We start from the raw sequence: 23,868 nt of genomic DNA on the forward strand, positions 1-23,868 counted from the left end.
CCGGTTTGTTTTGTTACCTATCCTGCCGGTTTGTACAAGCCCATACGTCAGGCTGGTAGGTAATAACAATTTACTCAATCAAAAAAGTAGCCAGAAGCAGCTTTATTTTTCGGCCTTCAACTTGTCTCTGATCGTTCTGAACTTATCTAGCTCACTTTGCAATTTTTCATTTCTTAACTGGTAATGGCCGAGAGGCACCGAGCATATGTCTACATGTCTCATTCCTTCGGTTTCATTTGAATTGGTAGCTTGCTGTGGCAGCATGACAAGATAATAACTGCCGGGGACCAGTCCAACATAACCAGTGCCAATTCCTAAAATGTCGATTAACCGAGGAGTATAGTTCTCATCGCCTTTGAACTCTTCAATGACTTTATAACCTGCAGATATGAACTTCATGTGCTCTTTCTCTACTTCCATCGCAGGATAGGTTTGAGCCAGTTTTTCGGTTAACTTTTCCTCGATCTGGGTATCAGTAACATATATCAGAAAGCTTCTATCCGTAGCCTTAAACTGTTCCTCTGGAGTGACGTCTACAGGACATTGAAATGCCACTGCAAATCTCGGAAATAACATAAGTGTCACTGCGAACAGTAGACCAAAGCACTTAAATCTCATTTGTTTGCTCCGCCTAACCAAAAAACTTCTGCCATGCCACATAAGAGAAAAACACCAGGGTCACCAACAGCATGCCGTTAAACAACAGGCTGTTTTTATCCGAGCCCATCCCCTTACGGTTGTTGAAGTAGAGCAGGGCGAGTGCCAGAAACGGCATAAAGAAGGTGCCCACTATCGAGTAGAGTTTTTGAACCTCTTTAAAGCTTACCCACAAACTCATTATTGGTACTAAGGCCAGTGCCAACTGAAACAGCTTATAACTTGAGGTCTCGGTCAACTTAGCTGATGTTTTTGAATCATCTGATTTATCGCTGGAGGAAGGTGTCAGGTGCTTCATCAGGTCAGCAAACATATAAGGCACAGCCTGCCAAACACCCAACAAACTGCTGAAGATTGCAAAGAAGGCACCGACCAAAAACAGCCATTTACCAGCCGGACCTAATGCGGCTTCGAGACTGCTGGCAAGGTTAATAATCAAACCGCTGCCTTTGCCTTCAACTGTCACGGTATTGCCGATAATCACCATCGCCAGGCCAAACAGGATGGTAACGGCATAACCCACCATCAAGTCGATGCGACAGGTGCGAATATCGTCGCGGCTGGTACGGTGTTTTTCTCGGATCCAATAACCGTAAGAGAAGATGGTGAGTGTGCCACCCACACCGCCAATCAGCGCGACGGTCCAGGTCAGGCCCTTGCCGTTAACGTCTGGAATTGAAGGAATAAACAGCCCGGATAGAACCTCACTATTGCCGGGCCAGAGCACCACTGCAGTAGAAAGCACGATCACCACCATAATGGCGATAGAAAAACCCATTACCTTTTCGAACAGGGCGAAGTTGCCACCACGCACCAACAGTAGCCCCAGCAAGCTGCAGACAATGCCAAACACAATCTTGCCATTGGCCGGTTCAAGTATTGGCAGCAACGCATGTAGCGAAACGCCACTGGCACTGATGAGCGCCGAACCAACAAAGAAAGACCAGAGCACCAGGTAAGTGAGGAAGATATAGATAAAAGGTTTGCCAAATCGGGTAGCCAGACCATCGATAAGACTATCGCCATTTACCAACTGCCAGCGGGCAATGCCTTCGGTTAATGCAAACTTAAACAGACCGCCCAAAACAACGGCCCATAGAACAGCAACCCCCAGATGGCTGCCAGCGAAACCGGCAGTAGCCAAGTCTCCGGCACCAACGCCCGTTGCGGCTATCAGCAGCCCCGGAAGAATAATAGAAAGCGTCTTCTTATCCATATTGTTATCGTCTTTCTTGCAGCAAGTATTTGTTTCCTAACTGCCTAGCCTACGATCACTGAAGCGGGAAGACGACCTGAATTTGTCGGTTTCGATTTTGCTGAACTTAAAATGAGGGCGAATTGTTATTTGATGTGGTTAAAAGTCGAAAGGCGAATCACCACATCCACACTGCCGAATGTGGTGATCCGTAGCCGTGGGTTTTAGTTCAAATCAAAGCGGTCTGCGTTCATGACTTTGCTCCAAGCGGCAACAAAGTCATGAACAAACTTCTCTTTATTGTCGTCCTGCGCATAAAGCTCGGCGTAGGCCCTGAGTAGCGAGTTTGAGCCAAATACCAGGTCTACACGGGTGGCGGTCCATTTCACTGCGCCAGACGAACGTTCACGGATCTCATACAGGTTGTTCGCAACTGGATGCCAGCTGTTGTTCATATCGGTCAGATTAACGAAGAAGTCGTTGCTCAGGCTGCCAACTTTGTCGGTAAACACGCCATGTGAGGTTCCGTCATGGTTGGTCCCAAGAACCCGCATACCGCCGATTAACACTGTCATCTCTGGCGCGGTCAGTCCCATCAATTGGCTGCGTTCCAGCAGTAGCTCTTCAGCACTGACGGCATAGTCCTGCTTTAACCAGTTGCGGAAGCCATCATGAATGGGCTCCAGTACATCAAATGTGGCCGCGTCCGTCATTGCGTCGGTGGCATCTCCCCGACCTGGGGCGAATGGCACTGCCACACTGTAGCCTGCTGCCTTGGCCGCCTGTTCAACACCCAGGTTGCCTGCCAGTACGATCACATCTGCAACGCTGGCGCCGCTATCATTGGCGATGCCCTCCAGCACAGAAAGCACTTTAGTTAAGCGCTCTGGCTCATTGCCCGCCCAGTCTTTTTGAGGAGCGAGTCTAATGCGAGCGCCATTGGCACCGCCCCGGTTGTCAGAACTTCGGAAAGTACGTGCACTATCCCAGGCGGTAGTGATCATTTCGCTGGCGCTTAGGCCTGCTGCGGCGATTTTGGCTTTCACTGCTGCCACATCAAAATTCGAGTTGCCCGCAGGCACAGGGTCTTGCCAAAGCAGATCTTCACCAGGTACATCAGGACCTATATATCTGGCTCTGGGGCCCATATCGCGGTGGGTGAGTTTGAACCAGGCCCGCGCAAAGGTTTCGGCAAAGTAATCAGGGTCATTATGGAATCGTTCTGAGATCTTTCGGTAAGCGGGATCCATTTTCATGGCCATATCTGCATCTGTCATGATCGGCATGGTGCGTTTGGAAGGATCTTCCACATCCAACGGCATATCTTCTTCTTTGATGTCTACCGGTTGCCACTGCCAGGCACCAGCAGGACTTTTCTTAAGTTCCCATTCGTAGTTCAGCAGTAGGTTGAAGTAGCCGTTGTCCCACTGCGTAGGGTGTGTGGTCCATGCGCCTTCAATACCACTGGTGACTGTATCGCGACCGACACCACGCCCCTCTTTGTTCAGCCAGCCAAAGCCCTGGTCTTCGATCTCACCTGCTTCAGGCTCAGGCCCCAGCTTGCCTGCGTCACCATTACCGTGTGCTTTACCGACGGTATGGCCACCAGCTGTCAGGGCGACAGTCTCTTCATCGTTCATCGCCATGCGGGCAAAGGTTTCTCGCACGTCCTTGGCGGTTTTCAGCGGGTCAGGATTACCGTCGACCCCTTCTGGGTTTACATAGATCAAACCCATCATTACCGCAGCAAGCGGGTTTTCGAGGTCACGGTCGCCGGAGTAGCGACTGTTCTCACCTCCCGAGGGGGCCAGCCACTCTTTTTCTGCACCCCAGTAGATATCTTTCTCTGGGTGCCAGATATCTTTGCGGCCAAAGCCAAAACCAAACGTTTTAAGTCCCATGGATTCATAGGCGATGGTGCCCGCATAAGCGATAAGGTCAGCCCAACTCAGAGCGTTGCCATACTTTTGTTTGATTGGCCAAAGCAGACGACGAGCTTTATCCAGGTTGGTGTTGTCAGGCCAAGAGTTCAACGGAGAAAACCGCAGATTGCCGGTACCCGCACCACCACGGCCATCGGCGACTCGATAAGTTCCTGCAGCATGCCAGGACATGCGTATCATCAAACCGCCGTAGTGACCCCAATCAGCCGGCCACCAATCCTGACTGTCGGTCATCAGTGCGGTCAGGTCATTTTTTAGTGCGGCGAAATCCAGCCCTTTGGCTGCTTGTTGGTAATCGAAGTCGGCAGACATGGGATCTGTTTTCTGATCATGTTGGTGAAGGATGTCCAGGTTCAGGGATTTGGGCCACCAGTCTTTTTCTGTTCGGTCTTTGGTGGTCATTGCGCCGTGCATCACTGGACACTTGCCAGCGCTGCCGTGGGAGTTCTGGGCCATTTTAAGCTCCTGTTCGGATGGCGTATAAACACCCGAAAGTCTGGCTAATGGCTTGTGATCTGTAAAAGTGAAAATCCGAAATTTCATAATCGGATTCTTTGATCATCACTTTGATGAGGGAGGTCACTCTGGGGACATGGTGATACGGCTTGTCGCGTTAGCTTTGTTCGGGTGTTTAGCTCACAACACAGAGGTTTGTATCTTTTCTAACCCTTTTTGTTGGGCTAGTTTGTAAACAAATAATCATTAGAAGCTCAAATAGATGAGTCAAGATACCCTCTGGTTGGTCGCGGATGACCACCCCCTGTTTCGTCAGGCGATTATGGAGAGCCTGAAGCCTGCGTTTACCGAGGTCACCTGGCTGGAAGCTGAAACCAGCGATCAGCTGGAGCAACAGTTACAGGCCAATGACGAGATCGAGTTGTTGCTTCTCGACCTGAAGATTCCCGGTGCTCACGGTTTTTCTACCTTGATTCATGTTCGCAGCCACTTTCCCGAGATCCCGGTTGTGGTGGTCTCAGCGTTCGAAGATCGCGACACCATTCAAAAGGCTATTCAATCTGGAGCGTCTGGTTTTATTCCTAAATCATTGCCTGCGACCGGCATGGTTGAAGCGGTTCAACATGTACTCAATGGCGGCGTGTGGGTACCTGATGCTGATATCACTGCGGCGGCGGACGACAGCTCTGAAATAGCGGAACGGGTGGCGTCGCTAACACCACAGCAGTACCGGATTTTGATGATGTTTGCCGAGGGCCTGCTTAACAAACAGATCGCACCAGAATTGGGTGTATCTGAAGCAACGGTAAAAGCCCATGCCACCGCGATTTTTAAGAAACTTGGCGTCACTAACCGAACCCAGGCGGTGATCGCGCTGGGTCAGTTAGAGCTGGATAAAGACCAGACTCACTTCGAAGGGTAACGTCTGGTCTTTTTGGCTGATGCCACCTACTGGCTTGATTGTTCACCCGCTAAAAAGGTCGCCGACGGGTCTACCAATACCTTATCCGCCATTGCTTCACGACCCAGCAACATCAGGTAAGTCATTTCCTTGCGGTTACTCAGAGTGATCTCGATTGGCCACTCATGGTCGCCAAGCTTAAACCGGGTTCTGATGACACTGCGCTGTTCCGTATCGCCATTCGATGACTTAATCCGTCGCGTATCACTGACAGGGACGCGGCAACGGACAACCTCACTCAAGTCGTAAAGGTCCGGATGCAGGTCAAACTCCACATGAGGCTTACCATCCACTTTTAAGCGCACGATATTGTCCACATGCAGCGATGACGTCTTAGCACCTGTATCTATGCGCACCTGCAGGTCCTTGATGCCGAGCTCAGGCAGATCACACACCTCCAGGTTGCCGATTATCAGTTTCTGCTTCATGGTGTTGTACCCAGTTCCATCATGTCCTGCATCATTTCGATATGCTCTGCGACTTCGTCAGTTGCGCTACCAAAATAGGCGATGTGATACATGGCTTCACCTTCCTGCACCAGCGGAATGTTCTGCTTGCCAATCACTATGCCTGTTCGGCTGGACTCGACCTGGCCAATCAGATCGCCCAATGGGCTGTTAATTTCAGCCAGCACCTGGCCTTTTTCGACCGCTGCGCCCAACGAAATAGACTCACTGACAAAACCACTGGCAGAGGCTCGCATCCAATCGCTGCGGTTGGCCACAAAGGGCTCAATCTTTTTGCGACTGGTGCGTTTTCGAATCATGCCGAGCGATGACATTACGTTCATCACGCCTTTCACGCCGCTTTGAATTGATAGTTCATCAAAGCGTAGCGCCTGGCCCGCTTCATAGAGCAGTATCTTTACGCCATGGTCGACAGCCGCTTCGCGTAATGAGCCGTCTCGCAGGTTGGCATTGAGCAGCACGGGTACGCCGAATGCCTGCGCCAGTGTCAGGGTTTCTGCATCATCCAGGTTTGCTCTTACCTGTGGCAAGTTAGAACGATGGATCGCACCTGTGTGCAGGTCGATACCGTAGTCGCAGTGCTTTACTATCTCATTGAGAAACGTATGGGCGATTCGACCGGCCAGAGAGCCTTTGGCTGAGCCGGGAAAACACCGGTTAAGGTCACGACGATCCGGCAGGTATCGACTCTGATTCAGCACGCCATAGATGTTCACCATGGGCACCGCGATCAGCGTGCCTTTGCTGAGCTTCAGGTTTTTCGCGATCAGTCGCCGGGTGATCTCAATACCATTGAGTTCGTCACCGTGCACGGCCGCACTGACAAACAGGGTGGGGCCTGGTTTGCGTGCGCGGATGACATGCACCGGGATCGACATTTCGGTATCTGTGTATAGCTTGGCAACGGGCACCTTTATCTGCCGGGTTTCACCCGGCAGGATGTCAGTACCGCCAATCATTAATGGCGCGTTCATCAGCTTTTACTCTACCTGTACCTTGTGCCTTTTAGCCTTTGCCTTTGGTGCGATTCGCATGGGGTTTGGCATTCTTCTCGATAAACTCGAAGATCAAACCAGCGACATCCTTACCCGTTGCCGTCTCGATACCTTCCAGACCAGGAGAGGAGTTCACCTCCATCACCACTGGGCCACGGTTGGATTGCAGGATGTCTACACCGCATAGGTTTAGCCCCATTGCTTTGGCGGCATTCACGGCGGTAGCGCGCTCCTCTTTGGTCAAACGCACCAGTTGCGCAGAGCCACCGCGGTGCAGATTCGAGCGGAATTCGCCCTCAGCGGCCTGACGCTTCATCGCAGCGACAACTTTGCCGCCGACCACAAAACAGCGAATGTCAGCACCGTCTGCCTCTTTAATAAACTCTTGCACAAGGATGTTGGCTTTCAGGCCCATAAAGGCTTCCATTACCGACTCGGCCGCCTTGTTGGTTTCGGCCAGCACCACGCCAATGCCCTGAGTACCTTCCAGCAGCTTGATCACCAGCGGTGCGCCGCCAACGTTTTTGATCACGTCTTGGATCTTGTCAGGCTTGCTGGCAAAACCGGTGCGTGGCAAACCAATGCCTTTGCGTGACAGCAACTGCAAAGAACGCAGCTTGTCGCGCGAACGGCTGATCGCCACAGATTCGTTGACACAAAAGGTGCCCATCATCTCGAACTGGCGAACCACCGCAGTACCATAAAAGGTAATGGATGCGCCGATACGCGGGATCACTGCGTCATACGTTGGCAGCACTTCACCGTGATAACGTACGGTGGGGTTGCTACTGGTGATATCCATGTAGCAGTGCAGGGTATCGATGATATCAACCTGATGACCGCGGGCTTCGCCGGCTTCTTTCATACGGCGAGTGGAATACAGGTTTTCACCACGAGAAAGGATCGCAATTCTCATTGTTTTTAGTCCAAAACAGGGTGGATAACAAAGTTATATGCATTTAGATTTCATTAGGATTAACGACAACGACTAAATGCGTTTGCAGCCCGTGGTACTCGGAATAGTTCGTACGTTTGCGCTGCGTCGAATGGCGCGCAAGGTAGTGACAGATAAGGGAGAAATACAGCGAAATTTTTTGCAGCTAATGATGAGATTTTCTTTTCGACTGTATTCACTGAACAGTTTCATTCACCTGAACAACTTCACTCAACTCAACTCAACTCACTCTTCTCCAATAAAAAGTCGATCAGCACTCTTAAGCGCCGCGCTTTCTGACTGTTCTGAACATAGTAGATATGGAGCCCCGGATAGGGGTACCAGTAGGGTTCGAGTACCGGTTTTAACCTACCGTCGCCGAACTGTTCCTGCACCATAGGCGTGACGATTCGGCCTATCCCCAACCCTTTTTCAGCCGCATCAACCATGGCATCGGTATCGTTCACAACCAGTGCGGTGGGCATCTCTACGGTAAGTGCCTGTGCTTTACTTTGCAGCAACAGCGGTGCCAACTGGTTGGAAGCGATAAAGCGGTATTGCACCAGCCGATGTTGTTGCAGGTCTTTCGGCGTTTTTGGCAGGCCATGTTTTTCTATGTATTGCTCTGATGCGAACAAGGCTTCTTTCATCGGCGGCGTAATTTGGCGGGCGACCATGCCCTGTTCAACGCGGTCACCAAATCGTATCCCCAGGTCATGCCCCTCGTTGAGGATGTTAATTGCCTCGTCTGACACTGATATCTCCAGCTCAATGTCCGGGTAGCGGCGACAGAATTCGGCGTAAATTGGACGAAAGTAGAACTGATAGGCGAAACGGGGCAGGGTAATTCGGACTTTGCCTGAGGGTTTCTCACTCAGGTCCTGCACACTCTCTACGGCGTAATCCAGGGTGGATATCGCACCGCTGATGCGCTGATACAGCAGCTGCCCGGCTTCGGTTAGATCCATGCGTCGGGTGCTGCGATTAAATAGTGGCAGCCCCAGGCTTTTCTCCAACAGCTTTAGGGCTTGGCTGACGGAGGGGGCTGCCAGCTCTAGTTTACGTGCCGCGCCACGAATGCTGCCCTCCTGAACAATGGTTTGGAAGATGGTCAACTGATTGAACGTCGTGCCTTTCATTGCCTTCGATTACCTTCTGTTAGCCTCTATTACCCTCTATTACCCGTCTGTTGCCTTTGCTGGCCCGCTATCGCGACCTTTGCTGAGCCCTGTGGGTCGCTTTTTTGGCCAACTATTCAGCGAGGCGATCCGCTCACAATACCACTGTTAGTTTTTACCTAACAAATCATTAGCTATTACTGGTCTAAAAATTACCAATTAACCTGCCTAAACTGCAACCAGTTGTTAACAAAACATCATCAGAAAAGAGAAAGGTTATGAGCAAAGTTGTTGTTATTTCCGGCCACCCAAACTTAGAGCAGTCGTACACCAACAGCGTGATCCTGGAGCGTTTGAGTGCGTCACTGGACAGTGTTGATATCCGTCGCTTGGATCGCCTCTACCCAGACTATCAAATCGATGTGGAAGCTGAGCAGCAGGCGTTGATCGACGCTGATGTGGTGGTACTGCAGTTTCCTTTCTACTGGTACTCAGTGCCAGCACTGCTGAAAAAGTGGATTGATGATGTCTTCAGCTTCAACTTTGCTTATGGCCCCGAGGGCGACAAGCTGAAAGGTAAGTCTCTGTTTCTGTCGTTCACCGTGGGTGGCCCTGAAGAATCTTACGACCCACTCGGCTACAACCACTTCACCATAGAACAGATGCTGCGCCCATTGGAGCAAACCGCTTATCTGGCGGGTATGGAGTATCGCAAGCCGGTCTACACCCATCGCATGGTGTACATTCCTGATGTTTACAACAAGCTGGAAGAGGTTCAGGGCCGTGCCTTTGAGCATGCCGAGCGCCTGATCAGCGACATCATTGCCACCAGTGCCTCTGCTGAACGTCGTATTCGCCGCTTTGTTGCTGATTGGTTTGGTCAGTTCGACAAACTACCCGAGGACGGCAGCTATTTTACCAAGCACCTGTCTCCCCATGTCACCTGGGTCATGCCAGAAGGACATTTCACCGGCCATGAAGGCTTCCGTCAGTGGTACCAGAGTGTGCGTAAGACCTTTGAGCCGGACTGCCAACATAACGTCGAGCAGTTGGATATCAAAGAGACAGAAGCGGGTTACGAGGTAAGGCTGCGCATTCAACTGATCGCTAACACCTTTATTGATTCAGCCATGAAGGGCAGACAGATCGACATGCGCGTCAATGAAACTTGGCAGATCGGTATGAGCGACGAAGGTGAGATTGTGATTTATGACTACCGCGTTGATTCGCTGAAAGACCCTAAATAGCTCATCGGCACAACTGGCCGGCTCAACTGACCGACATCAGTGAAGACGGAATCTGAAGATTGTTCGAGTACGAGATTTGCGAAAAGTATTGAAAGGAGTTTGATCATGAAAGCATTAACACTGAATACCCGCGTGGGTGAACTGGCAGCACACCTCTACCTGCCTGCCGGCGTTACCAAGCCCCCTGTTGTGATCGTGACCGGCGCATGGACCACAGTCAAAGAGCAGATGCCAGCAACATACGCCAAAGCATTGGCAAAAGAGGGCTATGCCGCACTGACTTTTGATTTTCGTGGCTGGGGTCAGTCTGCCTCTGAGTTGAAGTACCTGGAAAACCCACACCGTAAAACCGATGACATTCGTGCCGTTATCGAAGCTGTCGCTGAGTTGGAAGACGTGGATGGCAATCGCATTGCAGGCCTTGGCATTTGTGCTTCGGCGGGCTACATGCTGGATGCTGCGTCAGGTAATAGCAAAGTCAAAGCGGCTGCTGTCGTCGCTCCCTGGCTCCATGATAGTGCGTTGGTGAATGCCATTTATGGCGGTGAAGAGAGTGTGAAATCACTTATCGAAGCGGGCGAACGCGCCGCTAATGCAGACGTCCCTGTTTATATCGAGGCGGCCAGCACCACCAACTCAGATTCTTTGATGTACCAGGCACCTTATTACACCGAGACTGACCGTGGCTTAATCCCAGAGTTCGACAACAAGTTCAATCTCGCCTCCTGGAAGGCATGGCTGACTTATGACGCACAGGCTGGCGCCAAAGCGCAAGACAAACCCGTGCTGATGGTGGCTTCACAGGCTATGGCATTGCCTGCGGGTGCGCAGCAGTATCTGGACAACGCGGGCGTGAACGTCGAGGTCACCTGGTTGGATGATGTCACTCAATTCGATTTTTACGATGTGCCCCAGCACGTAGCCAAAGCGACTTCTCTGGTCGCTGGTCACTTCGATAGCAAGCTTTAAGGAGATTGAGGGCATGGGTGCCATAAAACGACTGATTTTGCTGATGGGGGGCGTGTGTATGTCTACTCTGGTGTTCTTCGCTCAAGCATTTGCCGATGAAGATTTGTCAGCGCTGGGTCGCGACAAAGCCGAGATCAGAAGTACCATTGAAAGCTTTGCCACACTGGCTGACCAAAATGCCTTTGAATATCTGGGGCGGCTGTTCGCCCCCGAAGTGAAGGTCGATTACACCTCTGCATTTGGCGGTGAACCTCAGCTGGTCAGCAACAGGGACCTGATGAAGCAATGGGCATCGGTGCTGCCTGGCTTCGACCTGACCCACCACGAGCTGAATAACATAAAGCTCGCGATCAATGGTAATACTGCCAGAGTGACGGCGGGCATTACCGCTAGCCATTACTTGGGCGATGGCTTATCAGAAGAGAAAGGTTTTTGGCAAATCTCTGGTCGCTATGCCTTCGAATTGCAAAAGCAAAACCAGCAATGGCTGATTGCAGCCTTGACGCTGCAGGCGGGACTGGAGAGTGGTAGCCGCGACGTGTTGGGCAAGGCCGCAGCGCTAGCGCAAGCACGACTGGCTATCCGTAACAGTCAGCGTGTCGATTATCAAAGTACCGACACTCAGGTAATTAAAGATGCTTTGGCTATTAATAACGCCGCGTTGTGGCCAAAACCAGCCAACCCGGTGGCAGCAGGCTCTGAAGAAAGCCCAGCACTGAAGGTGGTTCAGAACTTCTTTGCTGCTTATGGCAAAGGGGATACCGAGGCGCTGAAATCTTATGTCGCTGATGACGTTGAATGGCATATCCCGGGTCGTCATGCACTCGCAGGCACTAAGCGAGGCGTCGACGAGTTTTTGGCCTTCTTCGAACAACTGGGGCAGGCGGGTTTTCATGCTGAGGTGATGATACTGGCAGCAAACGATACTTATGTGATCGATGCGCACCGTGGCTGGAGTACGACTGCCGGGGCAGATGAGAACATCGATCTGAACTGGGTGCTGCTATATCAAATTGAGGACGGCAAGATTAAGCGAGTACAGAACTTCTCCGGTGACCTGTATGCGTCAGATCTATTCTTTAATCACTTTGTCGATGCCACCAACAATCAACCTGACCCGGCTAAGCAGGGTGGAGGGCAGCGCGGAGAGAAGCATAGAGAGCAGCGTGGAGAGCAGAAAAAATGAAACCGACACTTAAGACTGTCGTGGTGCTTACGGCCGTTTGGCTGGGCACCATGCAGAGCGGGGCGATAGCGTCACAAGCACAACCAGACGCTTCCGCTGCATTGAATGCGCTCAGTAGTGGCTATGATGCGCAGGCGCGCAATGAATATAGCGTCAGCGATGTGAAGCAGTTTATCTACCACTGGTTTGCGGGTTTCGACCATCAGCAGGCGCCAGCGTACTTTCTCAAGCACATCGCTGAGCCTGTGAATATGACTTATCCGGGCTTTCCTGTGCGCTCAAAAACTGATTTCCTGCGCTGGTACAAAGGTGTCACAGACAACATCGTTTGGAACAGCCATGCGGTTAGAAACCTTGAGGTAAGCGGCAATCAAGCGTCTGGCTGGCAAGTCAGCTATACCGTGCAGTGGAAGGCAAAGGATAAGGCTGGCGCACAGTACGATATGGATGTGCAGCAAAAGATGACGCTGGTGCGTGAGGGCGACCTGCTCAAAATCACCCGCCTCGATGCCCGCGTCAGTGATCCCTCCGATATGCAAAGCGCTGGCAAAGCGGGCCGTCAAGACACCCACCTAACCGCCTTGATGGAAGCCGCAGGTGAGGGCGACGCCGCTCTGGTTAAAGACCTGCTTGAGAAAGGCGCCAATCTTTTCACCCTTGACCCCATCACGGGTACTAGTGTGCTGCACTTCGCTGCCCAGGGCGGCAACGTTGAGGTGATGAAAGTGCTGATCCAAAACGGCGGCGAAGCCATCATTAATCTGCCCGCAGCCAGTAACAGCTTTACACCCCTGATGGTTGCCACCTGGTATCAGAACCCGGAGATGATCCGTTATCTGCTGACTCTGGAGCACATCAATCCACTGATGAAAGACCAGTTTGGGCGCACTGCGGCTCAGTTCCCAACCGTGGCCAACGGCCAAACAGAACTGCACCCGGTAGATAAAGAAATATTGGCGATCTACGACGAATACTTTGCCAAGCGTAACGCCTATATCGAAGCAAAGTTTGAGAGCGATGGGATCACCCCTAAACATCTACCCGCCGATGTGAACCTGCGTATTCCCCATGGTACAGGGCGTGATTACCATACCGCGCTGCTGGTGGCGTCACTGGTGGGCGATGTAGAACTCTACGATCGTTTGAATGGTATGGGTGCAGATATCACCGCACAGGGTGAATATATGAAAGCGGTAGTGGCCCATAAGGCAGGTTACCAAGGGCATGCGGAGATTATGCGGCGCATTGTGCAGCATCCCGATTTTGACAAGATCAAAAACGCCCAGGGGCCAACCAATGGTTACACCCCATTGCACGATGCCATTTGGCATGGTCATACCGAAACCGCCAGGATCCTGATCGATGCGGGCGTGGATACCAGTATCGTCGCCTGGGATGGCATGACACCGCTGGACCTGGCCAAAAAGCTGGATTACACCGATATCGTGGTGCTGTTGGAAAAAGCAGAGTAAAGGTGAAAGCTGCAACGAAAAAGCCGAGGTCTAGCCTCGGCTTTTTTACTTAAAAGCAGCTGTATATAACACTGCATTGATTTTCGCCATTTCTGGAATTGCAGTGCATAGCGGTTGGGCCACAACTCGATTGCTCATATCCACCTACGGAAACATCAAAATTGCCAGACAAATAGTCTGCCATCCGCTCTAGCTGGATAGGATCCGCAAACTCATAGGTCCTTGGAACGCCACGTATAGTATCTGGAATAAAGTTTCCGCTACAATCAGTAGCTGAGCCAGGTTTTGGCATAAATGTCCGGATTGATGGTTCGGGAGTGACGGTTAATGAGGAACCATTAGAAAAGCGGATTGTCCGCTCGTAAGATAGGTTACTGAGGCTAAATTCTTTACCCACGCTTGCCCCTTTGTTGCTAAAGGCAATTTGCAAGCTAGCTGCCTTAACAATCTCGTTCCAATGCGTCATTACTTCATTTATGTATTTGGAAGCTATCCAGCTGTCATACATATCCCCACGCAATGCAGAATCTCGCATTACATCCAGCGCATCGATACCTAAATTAGCATTGCATTTGTTGTCGCTGGGGCTTCCTGTATAAGGAGTTTGAGATAAGGTAGAGCCGGGATGTAGCCTTTCTATTGCGTCGATAACTGTTGAAGCGCTCTCGCCGACTACTGCATCTGCCTCCTCCTTTGCACGCCACATTTTTGATGCCAATGAGGCTATATCGCTGGGATTCGATACTCTCTTGATAAACACATCGTCCGACTCTTTTTCTCTGAATCTTGAGTATTGGTTTAGTTGGTTATTCTCAAAGTCTACGACGTAGTAATAGCCATCCATAGTCATAGACTTTATTTTGCTCTCTTTAACAGACTCGGAACAATCATCGCAATGAATTAAGTTTTTTGCTGCGTGTGAATGATTGATGATGCTTGAAAAAAGTGTAAGAGCAACAAGGCTAATGATTCTCATAAGTCAATCTTCCTTCCTTAGTTGATTGAGTGGTTACCCTGCGAAAAAGTACTGTTGTTATAAAAGCCTATACTACTGGAATTGTTGATTCTAAATAGTGGTATTGGAATTCCACCTGGTTGCTTGGATCTTTATCAACAGATTTTCAATGTGCACCCCAGTTTAGTTTCTGGTTACACGCTGTTTTTTAGCAAACTTGTGCGCCGAGGTATAGGCGCACAAGATATGAATACTGAGTTAAGACTCTTAAGTCTCTATACGGTTTTGTTAAGGCTTTAACGCCAACGCCTTATCAATATCTTCAGCAGTGTGACGGTTGCGTAGTTGCTCCCACTCCTCGCCCCAGGTTTTGTTGACTATCGCACCGCGCTTTACTGCCGGACGTTCGGCTAATTCGTTGGCCCAACGAAGCACGTTTTTATAGATAGCAACGTCCAAGAACTCGGCAGCGTCATACAGCTTGCCCAGCACCAGATTGCCGTACCAGGGCCAAATGGCCATATCGGCAATGCTGTATTCATCACCGGCGATAAAGCGGTTGTCTGCCAGCTGCTTGTCTAATACATCAAGTTGGCGCTTGGTTTCCATGGTAAAGCGGTTAATCGGATATTCGAAATGCTCCGGTGCGTAGCTGTAGAAGTGGCCAAAGCCGCCGCCCAAATAAGGCGCTGAACCCTGCAGCCAGAACAGCCAGTTCATCACTGTGGCGCGCTCGGCAATGGCGGTAGGCAGGAAGTGACCATACTTTTCTGCCAGATAAACCAGAATAGAGCCAGACTCAAAAACAGAGATAGGGTTGTCGCTGGAGCGGTCAACCAGGGCGGGAATTTTGGAGTTAGGGTTCACTTCAACAAAGCCTGACGAGAACTGGTCCGCCTCGCTGATATCAATCATATGGGCGTCGTATTCTGCGTCAGATTTACCCAATGCCAGTAGTTCTTCGAGCATGATAGTGACTTTCTGGCCATTGGGAGTACCCATGGAGTAGAGCTGAAGTGGGTGCTCACCTACCGGTAGTTCCTGGTCGTGAGTGGCGCCGGAAACAGGGCGGTTGGTTTTGGCCCATTTACCGCCAGTGTTAGGGTCATAAGTCCAAACTTTAGGGGGAGTGTATTGGTCTTTCATGATCATTCCTGATTCGATATTAATGCCAGAGTCGCGTTACTCAGCTGACCGCTTAACTCTTACTTATCTTTCTTAAATTTGGTTTTCAATCGGCGGAAAGTTCCATGAACCGACGCCGGAACTCTGCATCTGCGCCGTTAATTCGAGATGTCATCAGATTGCATCGCAGGTCGCAGCAGCTGTGAAATCAAGGCTCTCAGTTTTGCTGGCTTAATCACTTTGCGCATAAAGTGATAGCCCTTGTTTCGGGCTTTTTGCGGTAAACCTGCTTCGCCCGCGGCGGTAATTAACACGCCAGGTATCAGCACATTGCTGTCTTCGCGCAACTTGTCCATCAACTCCAGACCGTCGAACTCGGCTTCCAGCTGATAATCCACCAGCATCAGTTGTGGTGTGAAATTCTTTATGGCGCTCAGCGCTTGCGTGGGAGAAGAGGCCTGCGTCACGACACAGCCCCAGCTTTCCAACAGCGCGACCATGCCCTCTAGTACCGCCCGTTCATTATCGATACAAAGCACCTGTGCACCTTCAAGCATATTGGCGGGGGCCATGGGGGCTGCCACCTGAGCTTGGCTGGCGTCGCATGGCTGACATATTGGCATTGCCAGCGAGAAGCGGGTGCCACGGCCGGGTTCGCTGAATAGCTGCAGTTTCTGTTTCATCACTGCCGCCATGCCCGAGGAGATACTCAGGCCCAACCCAAGGCCATGATCGCTCAGGTTGGCAGTAGACGTTGTTTGTTCATGTGCCAGACGGGTAAAGGGTTCGAAAATCGAGGCCTGATCTTCCAGTGCGATACCGGGACCATTATCCATCACCACTAACAGCACATGGTCACCCCGACGTTTAATGCCTAACAGCACTTTGCCACCCTTGGCATAACGAAACGCATTGCCCAACAGGTTTTGCAGAATACGCCTCAACAAACGAGGGTCTGTGGTGATGCAAAGCTCACTGGAACGATGGTGAAAACTGACGTTATAACTGGGCGCCAAGGCGCTGAACTCAGCTGACAGAGAATCCAGTACCGTGCTGATTTTGACGCAGCTAAGCTGGGGTTTGAGTTTGCCACCTTCCAGTTGCGCCACTTCAACCAAGTCCTGTAGCAGATCTCCAGCATGTTCCAGCGACTGCATTAGTTTACCCATCAGCCCTTGATGCTCAGTGGAAAGGTCGCCGCGTTCTTGCAGTGTTGTCGCAAACAGGCGCGCGGCCTCTAAGGGCTGCATCAGGTCGTGGCTGACTGCTCGCATATATTGGCTTTTTTTATTGTGGGCCCGTTCAGCGATCTTCTTCTGACGGCCTAACTCGCTGTTTGCCAGCTCCAGCTCCGAGGTTCTTAGCAGCACACGTTGCTCCAAAACCTCATTGGCGGCTTTCAGAAACTTCTCGGCGCGGCGGAAATCGGTGATGTCACTGAAGGTCATCACAAAGCCACCATTGGGCATCGGGTTACCCTGGATCTGGATCACCCGGCCATTAGGCTGTTCGCGCTCGGAGCTATAGGGTGTTCCGCGCTTCAGATGTTCGAGGCGTTTATTCACATGGTCATCAACTTCGCCGGGCCCACACAGACCACGCTCAACGTTGTAGCGGATCAAGGCTTCGATCGGCTGGCCGATTTTGACCAGTGATTCGGGATAGGAAAACATCTCAAGATAACGATGGTTCCAGGCCACCAGCCGGAGTTGATCATCGATCACCGAGATCCCCTCGCTGGCATTTTCGATCGCACCTTGCAGCATCACCTGGCTGAACTGCAAACGTTCACTGGAGGCGTCTTCGATCAGGCGAGCTACGTCATCAACAAGTAGCTCGCGGCCTTCAATCAGCGAGTCCAGCAATAGGCGGGCCGAAGAACTGCCCATCACACTGGCCATCAAACGTTCGGTATGGTTAAACCAGATCTGCGGTTGTTTTTTCTGCTCCGGTGTTAGGTGTTGCTCCAAATCGGCAAAACTCTCATGAGCTTTGTCTTCACCGATAAAACGCGCCGCCAGGGCTTCCAACTCGCGGCGGGAGACCTGTTTATGTTTGGCAGGCAGACTGTCTGGTTCATGGTGTTCAAGGAACTGGCCGATCTGAATGCGCTCAATCACTGACGGGCGGGTTAACTGACTACCCAGCCAGATCCCAAACAGGTTCAGCAGCAAACTGATAATCGTCACGGTAGCGGCCGAATCTGCCGCAATACCGAGGGTTTGACTGGAGATCTGCACCCAGCCGAAATGAGGCAGTACCAGCAGTGCCAGCCAGCAGCCCAATCCCAGCATCAAACCCAGAGTAACCCCCGTACGGTTAGCTTTAGGCCAGTAAAATGCGGCCATCAGTGCCGGGGCCAACTGCGCCAGCGCACCAAAGGCCATATTGCCTAATGATGCCAAAGTATCTGGCGGCGATAACCGGTAGGCAACATAGCCCAAAACGATCACCGCCACGATCAATGATCGGCGCAGATTCAGCAGCCAGGTTCGGAATCGTTCAGAGCTGGTATTGCGCTGCTCTTCCCAGCGCCGGAACAGCAGTGGCATCAGCAATTCATTGCTGATCATGGTGGCCAGTGCCAGCACCGATACGATCACCATTGAGCTGGCTGCGGAGATAGTCCCCAGGAAAGAGAGGATCATCAGGTTGTCTGCGCCAATCACTGTGGGCAGTAACAGGGCATAACTATCCGGCGCCACATCAGGACTTAATAAGGCCTTACCTGCCAAGCCGATGGGAATCGCGAAGATGGCGAACAGTGCCAGATAAAGTGGGAATAACCAGCGTGAACTGCGGGTATCACGGGTATGGCGACACTCCACCACCATCACCTGAAACTGGCGTGGCAAACAGAGAAATGCCGCCATCACCATCACCAGCGACGCCAGAAAGCCGGGTAGCTGCTCGGCAACATTCACATTCTCATAGCTGGTTTTCACTATCTCTGCGGTTGACATTGTTGTTGCAGGTCCAGCGCTCGCCGTATGGGGCTCACTCAACAGCAAGTAAGTGCCGATGCCGCCCACCATCAGGAAAGCACCCAGCTTTAAAATCGACTCAAATGCCACCGCCAACATCAGTCCCGGATGGCGCTCGGTGACCGAGATATTGCGCAGGCCAAATGCCAGCGTGAATATCGCTAAAAGAGCGATCACCACCAATGCTGCGAACTGCGGCGACGCAGACCCCGGCGCCACCGTCAGCCAGCTCTGTACAATCGCTTTAATCTGCAGCGCGATATAGGGTGTGGTGCCGAACAGGGCAACTACAGTCACCAGCATCGCCACCGGCTGTGACTTGCCAAAACGGGCGGCGATAAGGTCAGCAATGGAGGTAATGCGCAGTTTGTGACTGACCCGGATCATCCGTTGTATTAACGGCCAGGCAAACAGAAACAACAGGATCGGGCCGATATAGATTGGCAGGTGGGCCAGCGGATCATTAGATGCCTGTGCAGCCGTACCCAAAAAACTCCATGATGAACAGTAGACCGTGAGCGACAGTGCGTAGATCCAGCCACGCCAACGACCACGTAAATTGATAATGCGACGGTCACCCAGATAGGCGAGCAAAAACAGCAGCCCGATATAACCGATGCTAAACAGCATCAGCAGCCAGTGGGACAATTGCGATTCAGGTACGGCAGCTGGCGGCATATAGGTGTCGTCTTTCCTGTTTGGGTGAATGCATCGTGGTTTTAAAAGCTAGATGAACAGATCGCTTACCTGGCTGAAATTAAAGCAGAAGTTTTTACCGGCTGCTGGTAGCCATGACTCAAAAGTGCCAGAAACAGTTCGCCGCAGGCGATCGCATCGGCCAACGCGTTATGGCCAAAATGGGGTGGCAGGCCATAGTCGTGTCTTAGCTCACTCAGGCGCAACCGACGCAGTGGCTGATGCGGGTGTTGTTTACGTTGCAGATACGCGCCCATCTCCAGGGTATCGATGAAAGGCAGTGGCATCTTCACGCCCCACAACTGCTGGCTGGCCTTGCGCAGAAAGCCCAGATCCAGATGGGCGTGATGGGCCAATAACACTTTGCCGGTGGCCGCCTCGAAAAATGCCTCCATCACCTGTGCCAGAGGTTCACCTTCGGTCAGCGCCTGATCTGTCAGTTGATGGTGTACCGCGCTTTCGCCTACGCCGCGCTGAGGTTTAACCAGCCACTGCTTGGCGCCACTTAAATTAATTCCCAGCGCTGTGATCGGCACTATGCCCACGGCGACAATCTCGCCATCGTCTGGGCTCAGCGATGTCATCTCCAGGTCTACCGCCAGCAGCTCGGCGTGGGCGATCTCACCATGTAGCGAAGGCTCTAACTGTTCAAAGAATTGATAAATAGGCGCGGGCAGGTTGTCCGGCAATCGCCGCTTCTTCCATTTCTGCCAATAGCTCCAGAGTCCGGCGGGCAGTGGGTGGAAGCCGCTCATTGCTGACGGCCTCCAGCAAACTTGGTCAGCGCCGCCTGCTGGGCACGGTCGATGATCGCGAAGATATCTTTCAGCTGGTGTTTCTCAAAATGGGTGAGTGACTTCACTGGTACCAGATTATCCAAAGGTAATGACTTCGCCAGACGGGTGATCTGAAGTGTCAGTCGCAGGCTATGCAGGCGCTGAAAACCTAATAGCAGCTCTTCGGCATCTTCCTGAGTTAAGTGGGGGGAGCCCTGAGCCTGACGCACACGCTCCACCGTCGAAGTGGCGCAGAACTCACTGCTGGCAGTCGCAAAGCCATAAAGTCGAGCCAGTTCGGTTAACTGGAACAGGCCGCAGCGTTTTAGATCCAAGCAGGCCCCGCGTTCAGGATCTTTCTCGGTCTTAAGCTGACCAAACACCCCAAGCGGTGGTGGATAAGCAGCTGCGTTTTGTGCCAATAAACCCAAGAACAGCTGATTGCTGCTGGCGCTATCAGCGATATGGGCCATCAGCAGATCTGCCAACCCCATCTCGCCCGCCAACGGCCGCAGGTCGAAGAAGGTAGAGACTTTCAGCAGCGCGTTAGGCGTAGGCGTCGAAAGCCAGCCACTGAACTTTTCCTGCCACTGTGCCAGCGTCATCCGGTGCTCTGGATTGCTGGCCATGATATCGCCGGGGCACTTGGCCAGGCCGCACTCATACAATCCTTCACAGACCCACTCACTGAGTTGGGCGAAGTATCTGTCTTCATCCACCTGAATCGATTCAGCACCCGTGCTGTCGGTATTTGCGAATAGCAGGCCATTATCCTGATCACTGGCCAGATGCAGCTCTTCACGGGCATGGCTACCAAACACCAACCAGCAATAGGGGCGGGGAGGTGGGCCAAAACGCGCTTCGCCCAGCGCCAACAAACGTTGGGTTACAGCGTCATAGACAGTGGTTAGGATCTTACTGATGCGATCAGCGCTGAGCTGAGCGTCTGCCAGTTGCGATAAAAAGGTGGGCACACGTTTGCAGCAACGGATGATCCCTTCCAACTCTGTTTGCCGCATGATCTCGGCAGCAATAAAGATCGGAGACTGTTGCTGTAGCTGCATCAGATCGGTTGAGGTGATCACGCCAACCAGCGCGCTTTCATGGGGCATGCTGGATGTCTTACCCACTTTCGATGTGGTCGGATGGCGCTCGACAATGGGCAGGTGATGTACCTTTTTCAGCGCCATCATCAGCAATGCATCCATCACCTGCTGGTCAGCATAGATAGTCTGTACCGGTGTGGTCATCACCTCTGCCACCGGGGTGTCTGTCGGTAACCCATTGGCAACCAGCCGCGCCCGTAGATCCCGGTCGGTGATAATCCCGCGCAGTTCACTCTGTTTAACGACCGGAAGGCAGGAAACATGCAGCTGGCTCATCAGGTGCGCCGCCTGCTGAGCGCTGGCATCCGGGCTGATGGTAATGGGCGTGCGGCGAGCAAATTGCTGCAACGGCAGATTCAGTACCTGCTCCTGCACGGGCGCTTCTACGTGATGCAGGTAGCGGTGGCGACTCTGTTTAATAAAGTGCTCAAACGCGGGATATTCATTAGCGAGGGTGTTTACATGTTCACTGCCCAGCCGATACACCAGCGCATCCTCCACTATGGTCAGGTGGGCTTCGTCAGGCAGGCCCGCCAGGGCATGGCCAAAACAACCGGTCTCTTCCAGCTGGTCGTAAAGTCGGTGGTTGCTGTCATTGATTTTGGCAACCCCGGTACGAAGCCAGTACAGCGCGTCATCTTTCAGCCGTTCACTGTGGTCGCCCGCTTTCAGGTAGTGAATTGTGAAGTGATGCACGTACTCAGGTAACACGGCTTCCGGCAGGGCCGGGAAGGGTGCCGCCTGCTGCATAAACTGAACTATCTCCGGAAAGTGGTCCGGATCAGTCATAGGATCGCCTCGCTTTCTGGTCGTGTTAGAAATCAGATAAGGCCCGGGGCTACATGGGCATAGCCGCCGGACCTTTTGATTTTTCTGTGGTTCACATACTTAAGCTTAGTAAACCTCAATTAAGCCAGCTTAGTGCTGATGTGCTTCGCCTGCGCCTTTCGGGAAGCGAATGCTCTCAACCATATGCTGTACGTCTTCTGGTACAGGCTGAGTAAACTTGCTCACGGTCAGCGCTACCACAAAGTTCAGCAACATACCCAGGGTACCAATGCCTTCAGGCGAGATACTGAACAGCCAGTTCTCAGGCACATTGGCCGCCGGGTTAACGAACTTGAAGTAAACGATGTAGGCCGCAGTAAACAGGATCCCCGCCAGCATGCCGCTGATAGCCCCTTCCTTATTCATGGACTTCACGAAGATCCCCATGATGATGGCCGGGAAGAAACTGCTGGCAGCCAGGCCGAAGGCAAAGGCGACCACCTGCGCCACAAAGCCGGGTGGATTAATACCGAAGTAACCAGCCACACAGATAGCCGCGGCAGCAGCGATACGCGCAGCAAGCAGTTCCTGTTTATCGGTGATATTGGGCATCAGGTTGCGTTTCAGCAGGTCGTGGGATATCGAGGTAGATATCACCAGCAGTAAGCCTGCCGCCGTGGAAAGCGCTGCCGCAATACCGCCAGCAGCCACCAGTGCCACCACCCAGTTGGGAAGCTTGGCGATCTCTGGGTTTGCCAGCACCATGATGTCACGGTCGATCTTCATCTCGTTACGCTCATCCGCCGCGTAGAACATCTTGCCGTCGCCGTTTTTATCTTCCCACGCTATCAGGCCTGTCTCTTCCCAGTTCTTAATCCAGGAAGGGGCTTCACTGTAGTTGGTTCCGGTCATTTCCGGGCCGTTGATGGTATTGATCATATTTACCCGGGCGAACGCAGCGATAGCGGGGGCCGTGGTGTAGAGCAGGGCAATAAATACCAGTGCCCAACCGGCGCTGATGCGAGCATCTTTCACCTTAGGCACAGTAAAGAAGCGAACGATTACATGCGGCAAACCAGCAGTACCTACCATCAACGCGGCCGCAATAAAGAACACGTCAATGGTACTTTTCGTCCCCTCCGTATAGGCATTAAACCCGAGCTCCTTCGATAGTCCATCGAGTTTATCCATCAGGTACACCCCGGGTTCATTGGCCAGTTCGGAGCCCCAGCCAATCTGAGGGAAGAAGCTGTTGGTCATCAGAATTGAGATAAATACCGCAGGCACTAAATAGGCAAAAATCAGCACGCAGTACTGAGCCACCTGGGTATAAGTGATGCCCTTCATGCCGCCCAATACCGCATAGAAAAACACAATGGTCATACCGATAATCACACCCACGGTGATATCGACTTCCAGGAAGCGACTAAATACCACGCCAACGCCACGCATCTGCCCGGCGACATAAGTGAAAGAAACGAAGATGGCACAAATCACCGCCACAGTACGGGCAGTTTGGGAGTAGTAACGGTCACCGACAAAATCCGGCACCGTAAACTTGCCGAACTTACGCAGGTAGGGGGCCAGGCAAAGCGCCAATAACACGTAACCGCCGGTCCAACCCATCAGGTAAACACCGCCGTCATAACCCATAAAACTGATCAAACCCGCCATGGAGATAAACGACGCTGCACTCATCCAGTCGGCAGCCGTAGCCATGCCGTTCGCCAATGGGTGAACACCACCACCGGCCACATAAAACTCTTTGGTTGATCCGGCGCGGGCCCAGATCGCGATCCCGATGTAGAGCGCAAACGAGAGACCCACCAGAATAAACGTCAGTACTTGAATATCCATC

At 52.1% G+C, this 23,868-nt stretch carries 18 protein-coding genes; 5 read left to right on the top strand and 13 right to left on the bottom strand.

All coding sequences use genetic code 11. The annotated features are described in order from the left end of the window. Positions 1-102: 102 nt before the first annotated feature. From ABEA14_RS01140 to katG, 3 genes are all read right to left on the bottom strand, one after another. On the bottom strand, positions 103-618 hold the full coding sequence (locus ABEA14_RS01140; protein ID WP_345337903.1) for a hypothetical protein: 516 nt from the start codon (positions 616-618) through the stop codon (positions 103-105). A 13-nt stretch (positions 619-631) separates the two neighbouring features. Continuing rightward, positions 632-1,873 (bottom strand): Nramp family divalent metal transporter, encoded by a 1,242-nt coding sequence (locus ABEA14_RS01145; protein WP_345337904.1) that lies wholly within the window; start codon positions 1,871-1,873, stop codon positions 632-634. Between the two features lie 203 nt (positions 1,874-2,076). Further along, entirely contained in the window at positions 2,077-4,251 is a 2,175-nt protein-coding gene (katG, locus tag ABEA14_RS01150; RefSeq protein WP_345337905.1) for a catalase/peroxidase HPI, read from the bottom strand. A 262-nt stretch (positions 4,252-4,513) separates the two neighbouring features. On the opposite strand from katG, the gene ABEA14_RS01155 reads away from it, so the two are divergent. Next, positions 4,514-5,173 (top strand): response regulator, encoded by a 660-nt coding sequence (locus tag ABEA14_RS01155; RefSeq protein ID WP_345337907.1) that lies wholly within the window; start codon positions 4,514-4,516, stop codon positions 5,171-5,173. A gap of 26 nt (positions 5,174-5,199) precedes the next feature. Here ABEA14_RS01155 and ABEA14_RS01160 read toward each other — a convergent pair whose 3' ends face one another. From ABEA14_RS01160 to ABEA14_RS01175, 4 genes are all read right to left on the bottom strand, one after another. Continuing rightward, positions 5,200-5,640 carry an ATP-dependent zinc protease family protein gene (locus tag ABEA14_RS01160; protein WP_345337909.1) on the bottom strand — a complete coding sequence of 147 codons (441 nt, stop codon included), beginning with the start codon at positions 5,638-5,640 and terminating at the stop codon, positions 5,200-5,202. Further along, positions 5,637-6,653 (bottom strand): succinylglutamate desuccinylase/aspartoacylase family protein, encoded by a 1,017-nt coding sequence (locus ABEA14_RS01165; protein WP_345337910.1) that lies wholly within the window; start codon positions 6,651-6,653, stop codon positions 5,637-5,639. Before ABEA14_RS01165 ends, ABEA14_RS01160 begins: the two co-directional genes overlap by 4 nt. A 31-nt stretch (positions 6,654-6,684) precedes the next feature. Next, positions 6,685-7,590 carry a 30S ribosomal protein S6--L-glutamate ligase gene (gene rimK / locus ABEA14_RS01170; RefSeq protein ID WP_345337912.1) on the bottom strand — a complete coding sequence of 302 codons (906 nt, stop codon included), beginning with the start codon at positions 7,588-7,590 and terminating at the stop codon, positions 6,685-6,687. A gap of 254 nt (positions 7,591-7,844) precedes the next feature. Further along, positions 7,845-8,747: a LysR family transcriptional regulator gene (locus ABEA14_RS01175; RefSeq protein WP_345337913.1), complete on the bottom strand. Its 903-nt coding sequence runs from the start codon at positions 8,745-8,747 to the stop codon at positions 7,845-7,847. A gap of 257 nt (positions 8,748-9,004) precedes the next feature. Here ABEA14_RS01175 and ABEA14_RS01180 point away from each other — a divergent pair, with 257 nt between their 5' ends. From ABEA14_RS01180 to ABEA14_RS01195, 4 genes are all read left to right on the top strand, one after another. Next, complete coding sequence (locus ABEA14_RS01180) at positions 9,005-9,973, top strand: NAD(P)H-dependent oxidoreductase (protein ID WP_345337914.1); 969 nt, start codon at positions 9,005-9,007, stop codon at positions 9,971-9,973. A gap of 105 nt (positions 9,974-10,078) precedes the next feature. Next, positions 10,079-10,942, top strand: a complete 864-nt coding sequence (locus ABEA14_RS01185; protein WP_345337915.1) for an alpha/beta hydrolase — start codon at positions 10,079-10,081, stop codon at positions 10,940-10,942. 13 nt (positions 10,943-10,955) lie between these two features. Next, on the top strand, positions 10,956-12,128 hold the full coding sequence (locus tag ABEA14_RS01190) for a nuclear transport factor 2 family protein (protein WP_345337917.1): 1,173 nt from the start codon (positions 10,956-10,958) through the stop codon (positions 12,126-12,128). Beyond that, positions 12,125-13,600: an ankyrin repeat domain-containing protein gene (locus tag ABEA14_RS01195; protein WP_345337919.1), complete on the top strand. Its 1,476-nt coding sequence runs from the start codon at positions 12,125-12,127 to the stop codon at positions 13,598-13,600. The genes ABEA14_RS01190 and ABEA14_RS01195 overlap by 4 nt, the downstream gene beginning before the upstream one ends. A 49-nt stretch (positions 13,601-13,649) precedes the next feature. Here ABEA14_RS01195 and ABEA14_RS01200 read toward each other — a convergent pair whose 3' ends face one another. The 6 genes from ABEA14_RS01200 to ABEA14_RS01225 all read right to left on the bottom strand — a co-directional run bounded on the left by ABEA14_RS01200 (position 13,650) and on the right by ABEA14_RS01225 (position 23,867). Next, a complete protein-coding gene (locus ABEA14_RS01200; RefSeq protein WP_345337920.1) occupies positions 13,650-14,576 on the bottom strand; it encodes a hypothetical protein in 927 nt (308 codons plus the stop codon). Between the two features lie 267 nt (positions 14,577-14,843). Beyond that, entirely contained in the window at positions 14,844-15,701 is an 858-nt protein-coding gene (yghU, locus tag ABEA14_RS01205) for a glutathione-dependent disulfide-bond oxidoreductase (RefSeq protein WP_345337922.1), read from the bottom strand. A gap of 137 nt (positions 15,702-15,838) precedes the next feature. Beyond that, entirely contained in the window at positions 15,839-19,342 is a 3,504-nt protein-coding gene (locus tag ABEA14_RS01210; protein ID WP_345337925.1) for a hybrid sensor histidine kinase/response regulator, read from the bottom strand. 65 nt (positions 19,343-19,407) lie between these two features. Beyond that, positions 19,408-20,115 (bottom strand): 3'-5' exonuclease, encoded by a 708-nt coding sequence (locus ABEA14_RS01215; protein WP_345337926.1) that lies wholly within the window; start codon positions 20,113-20,115, stop codon positions 19,408-19,410. After that, positions 20,112-22,031: a DUF294 nucleotidyltransferase-like domain-containing protein gene (locus ABEA14_RS01220; protein ID WP_345337927.1), complete on the bottom strand. Its 1,920-nt coding sequence runs from the start codon at positions 22,029-22,031 to the stop codon at positions 20,112-20,114. The genes ABEA14_RS01215 and ABEA14_RS01220 overlap by 4 nt, the downstream gene beginning before the upstream one ends. A 129-nt stretch (positions 22,032-22,160) precedes the next feature. Further along, entirely contained in the window at positions 22,161-23,867 is a 1,707-nt protein-coding gene (locus ABEA14_RS01225) for a sodium:solute symporter family protein (protein ID WP_345337929.1), read from the bottom strand. Position 23,868 lies beyond the last annotated feature (1 nt).

Source organism: Corallincola platygyrae, assembly GCF_039544265.1.
Lineage (GTDB): Bacteria > Pseudomonadota > Gammaproteobacteria > Enterobacterales > Neiellaceae > Corallincola > Corallincola platygyrae.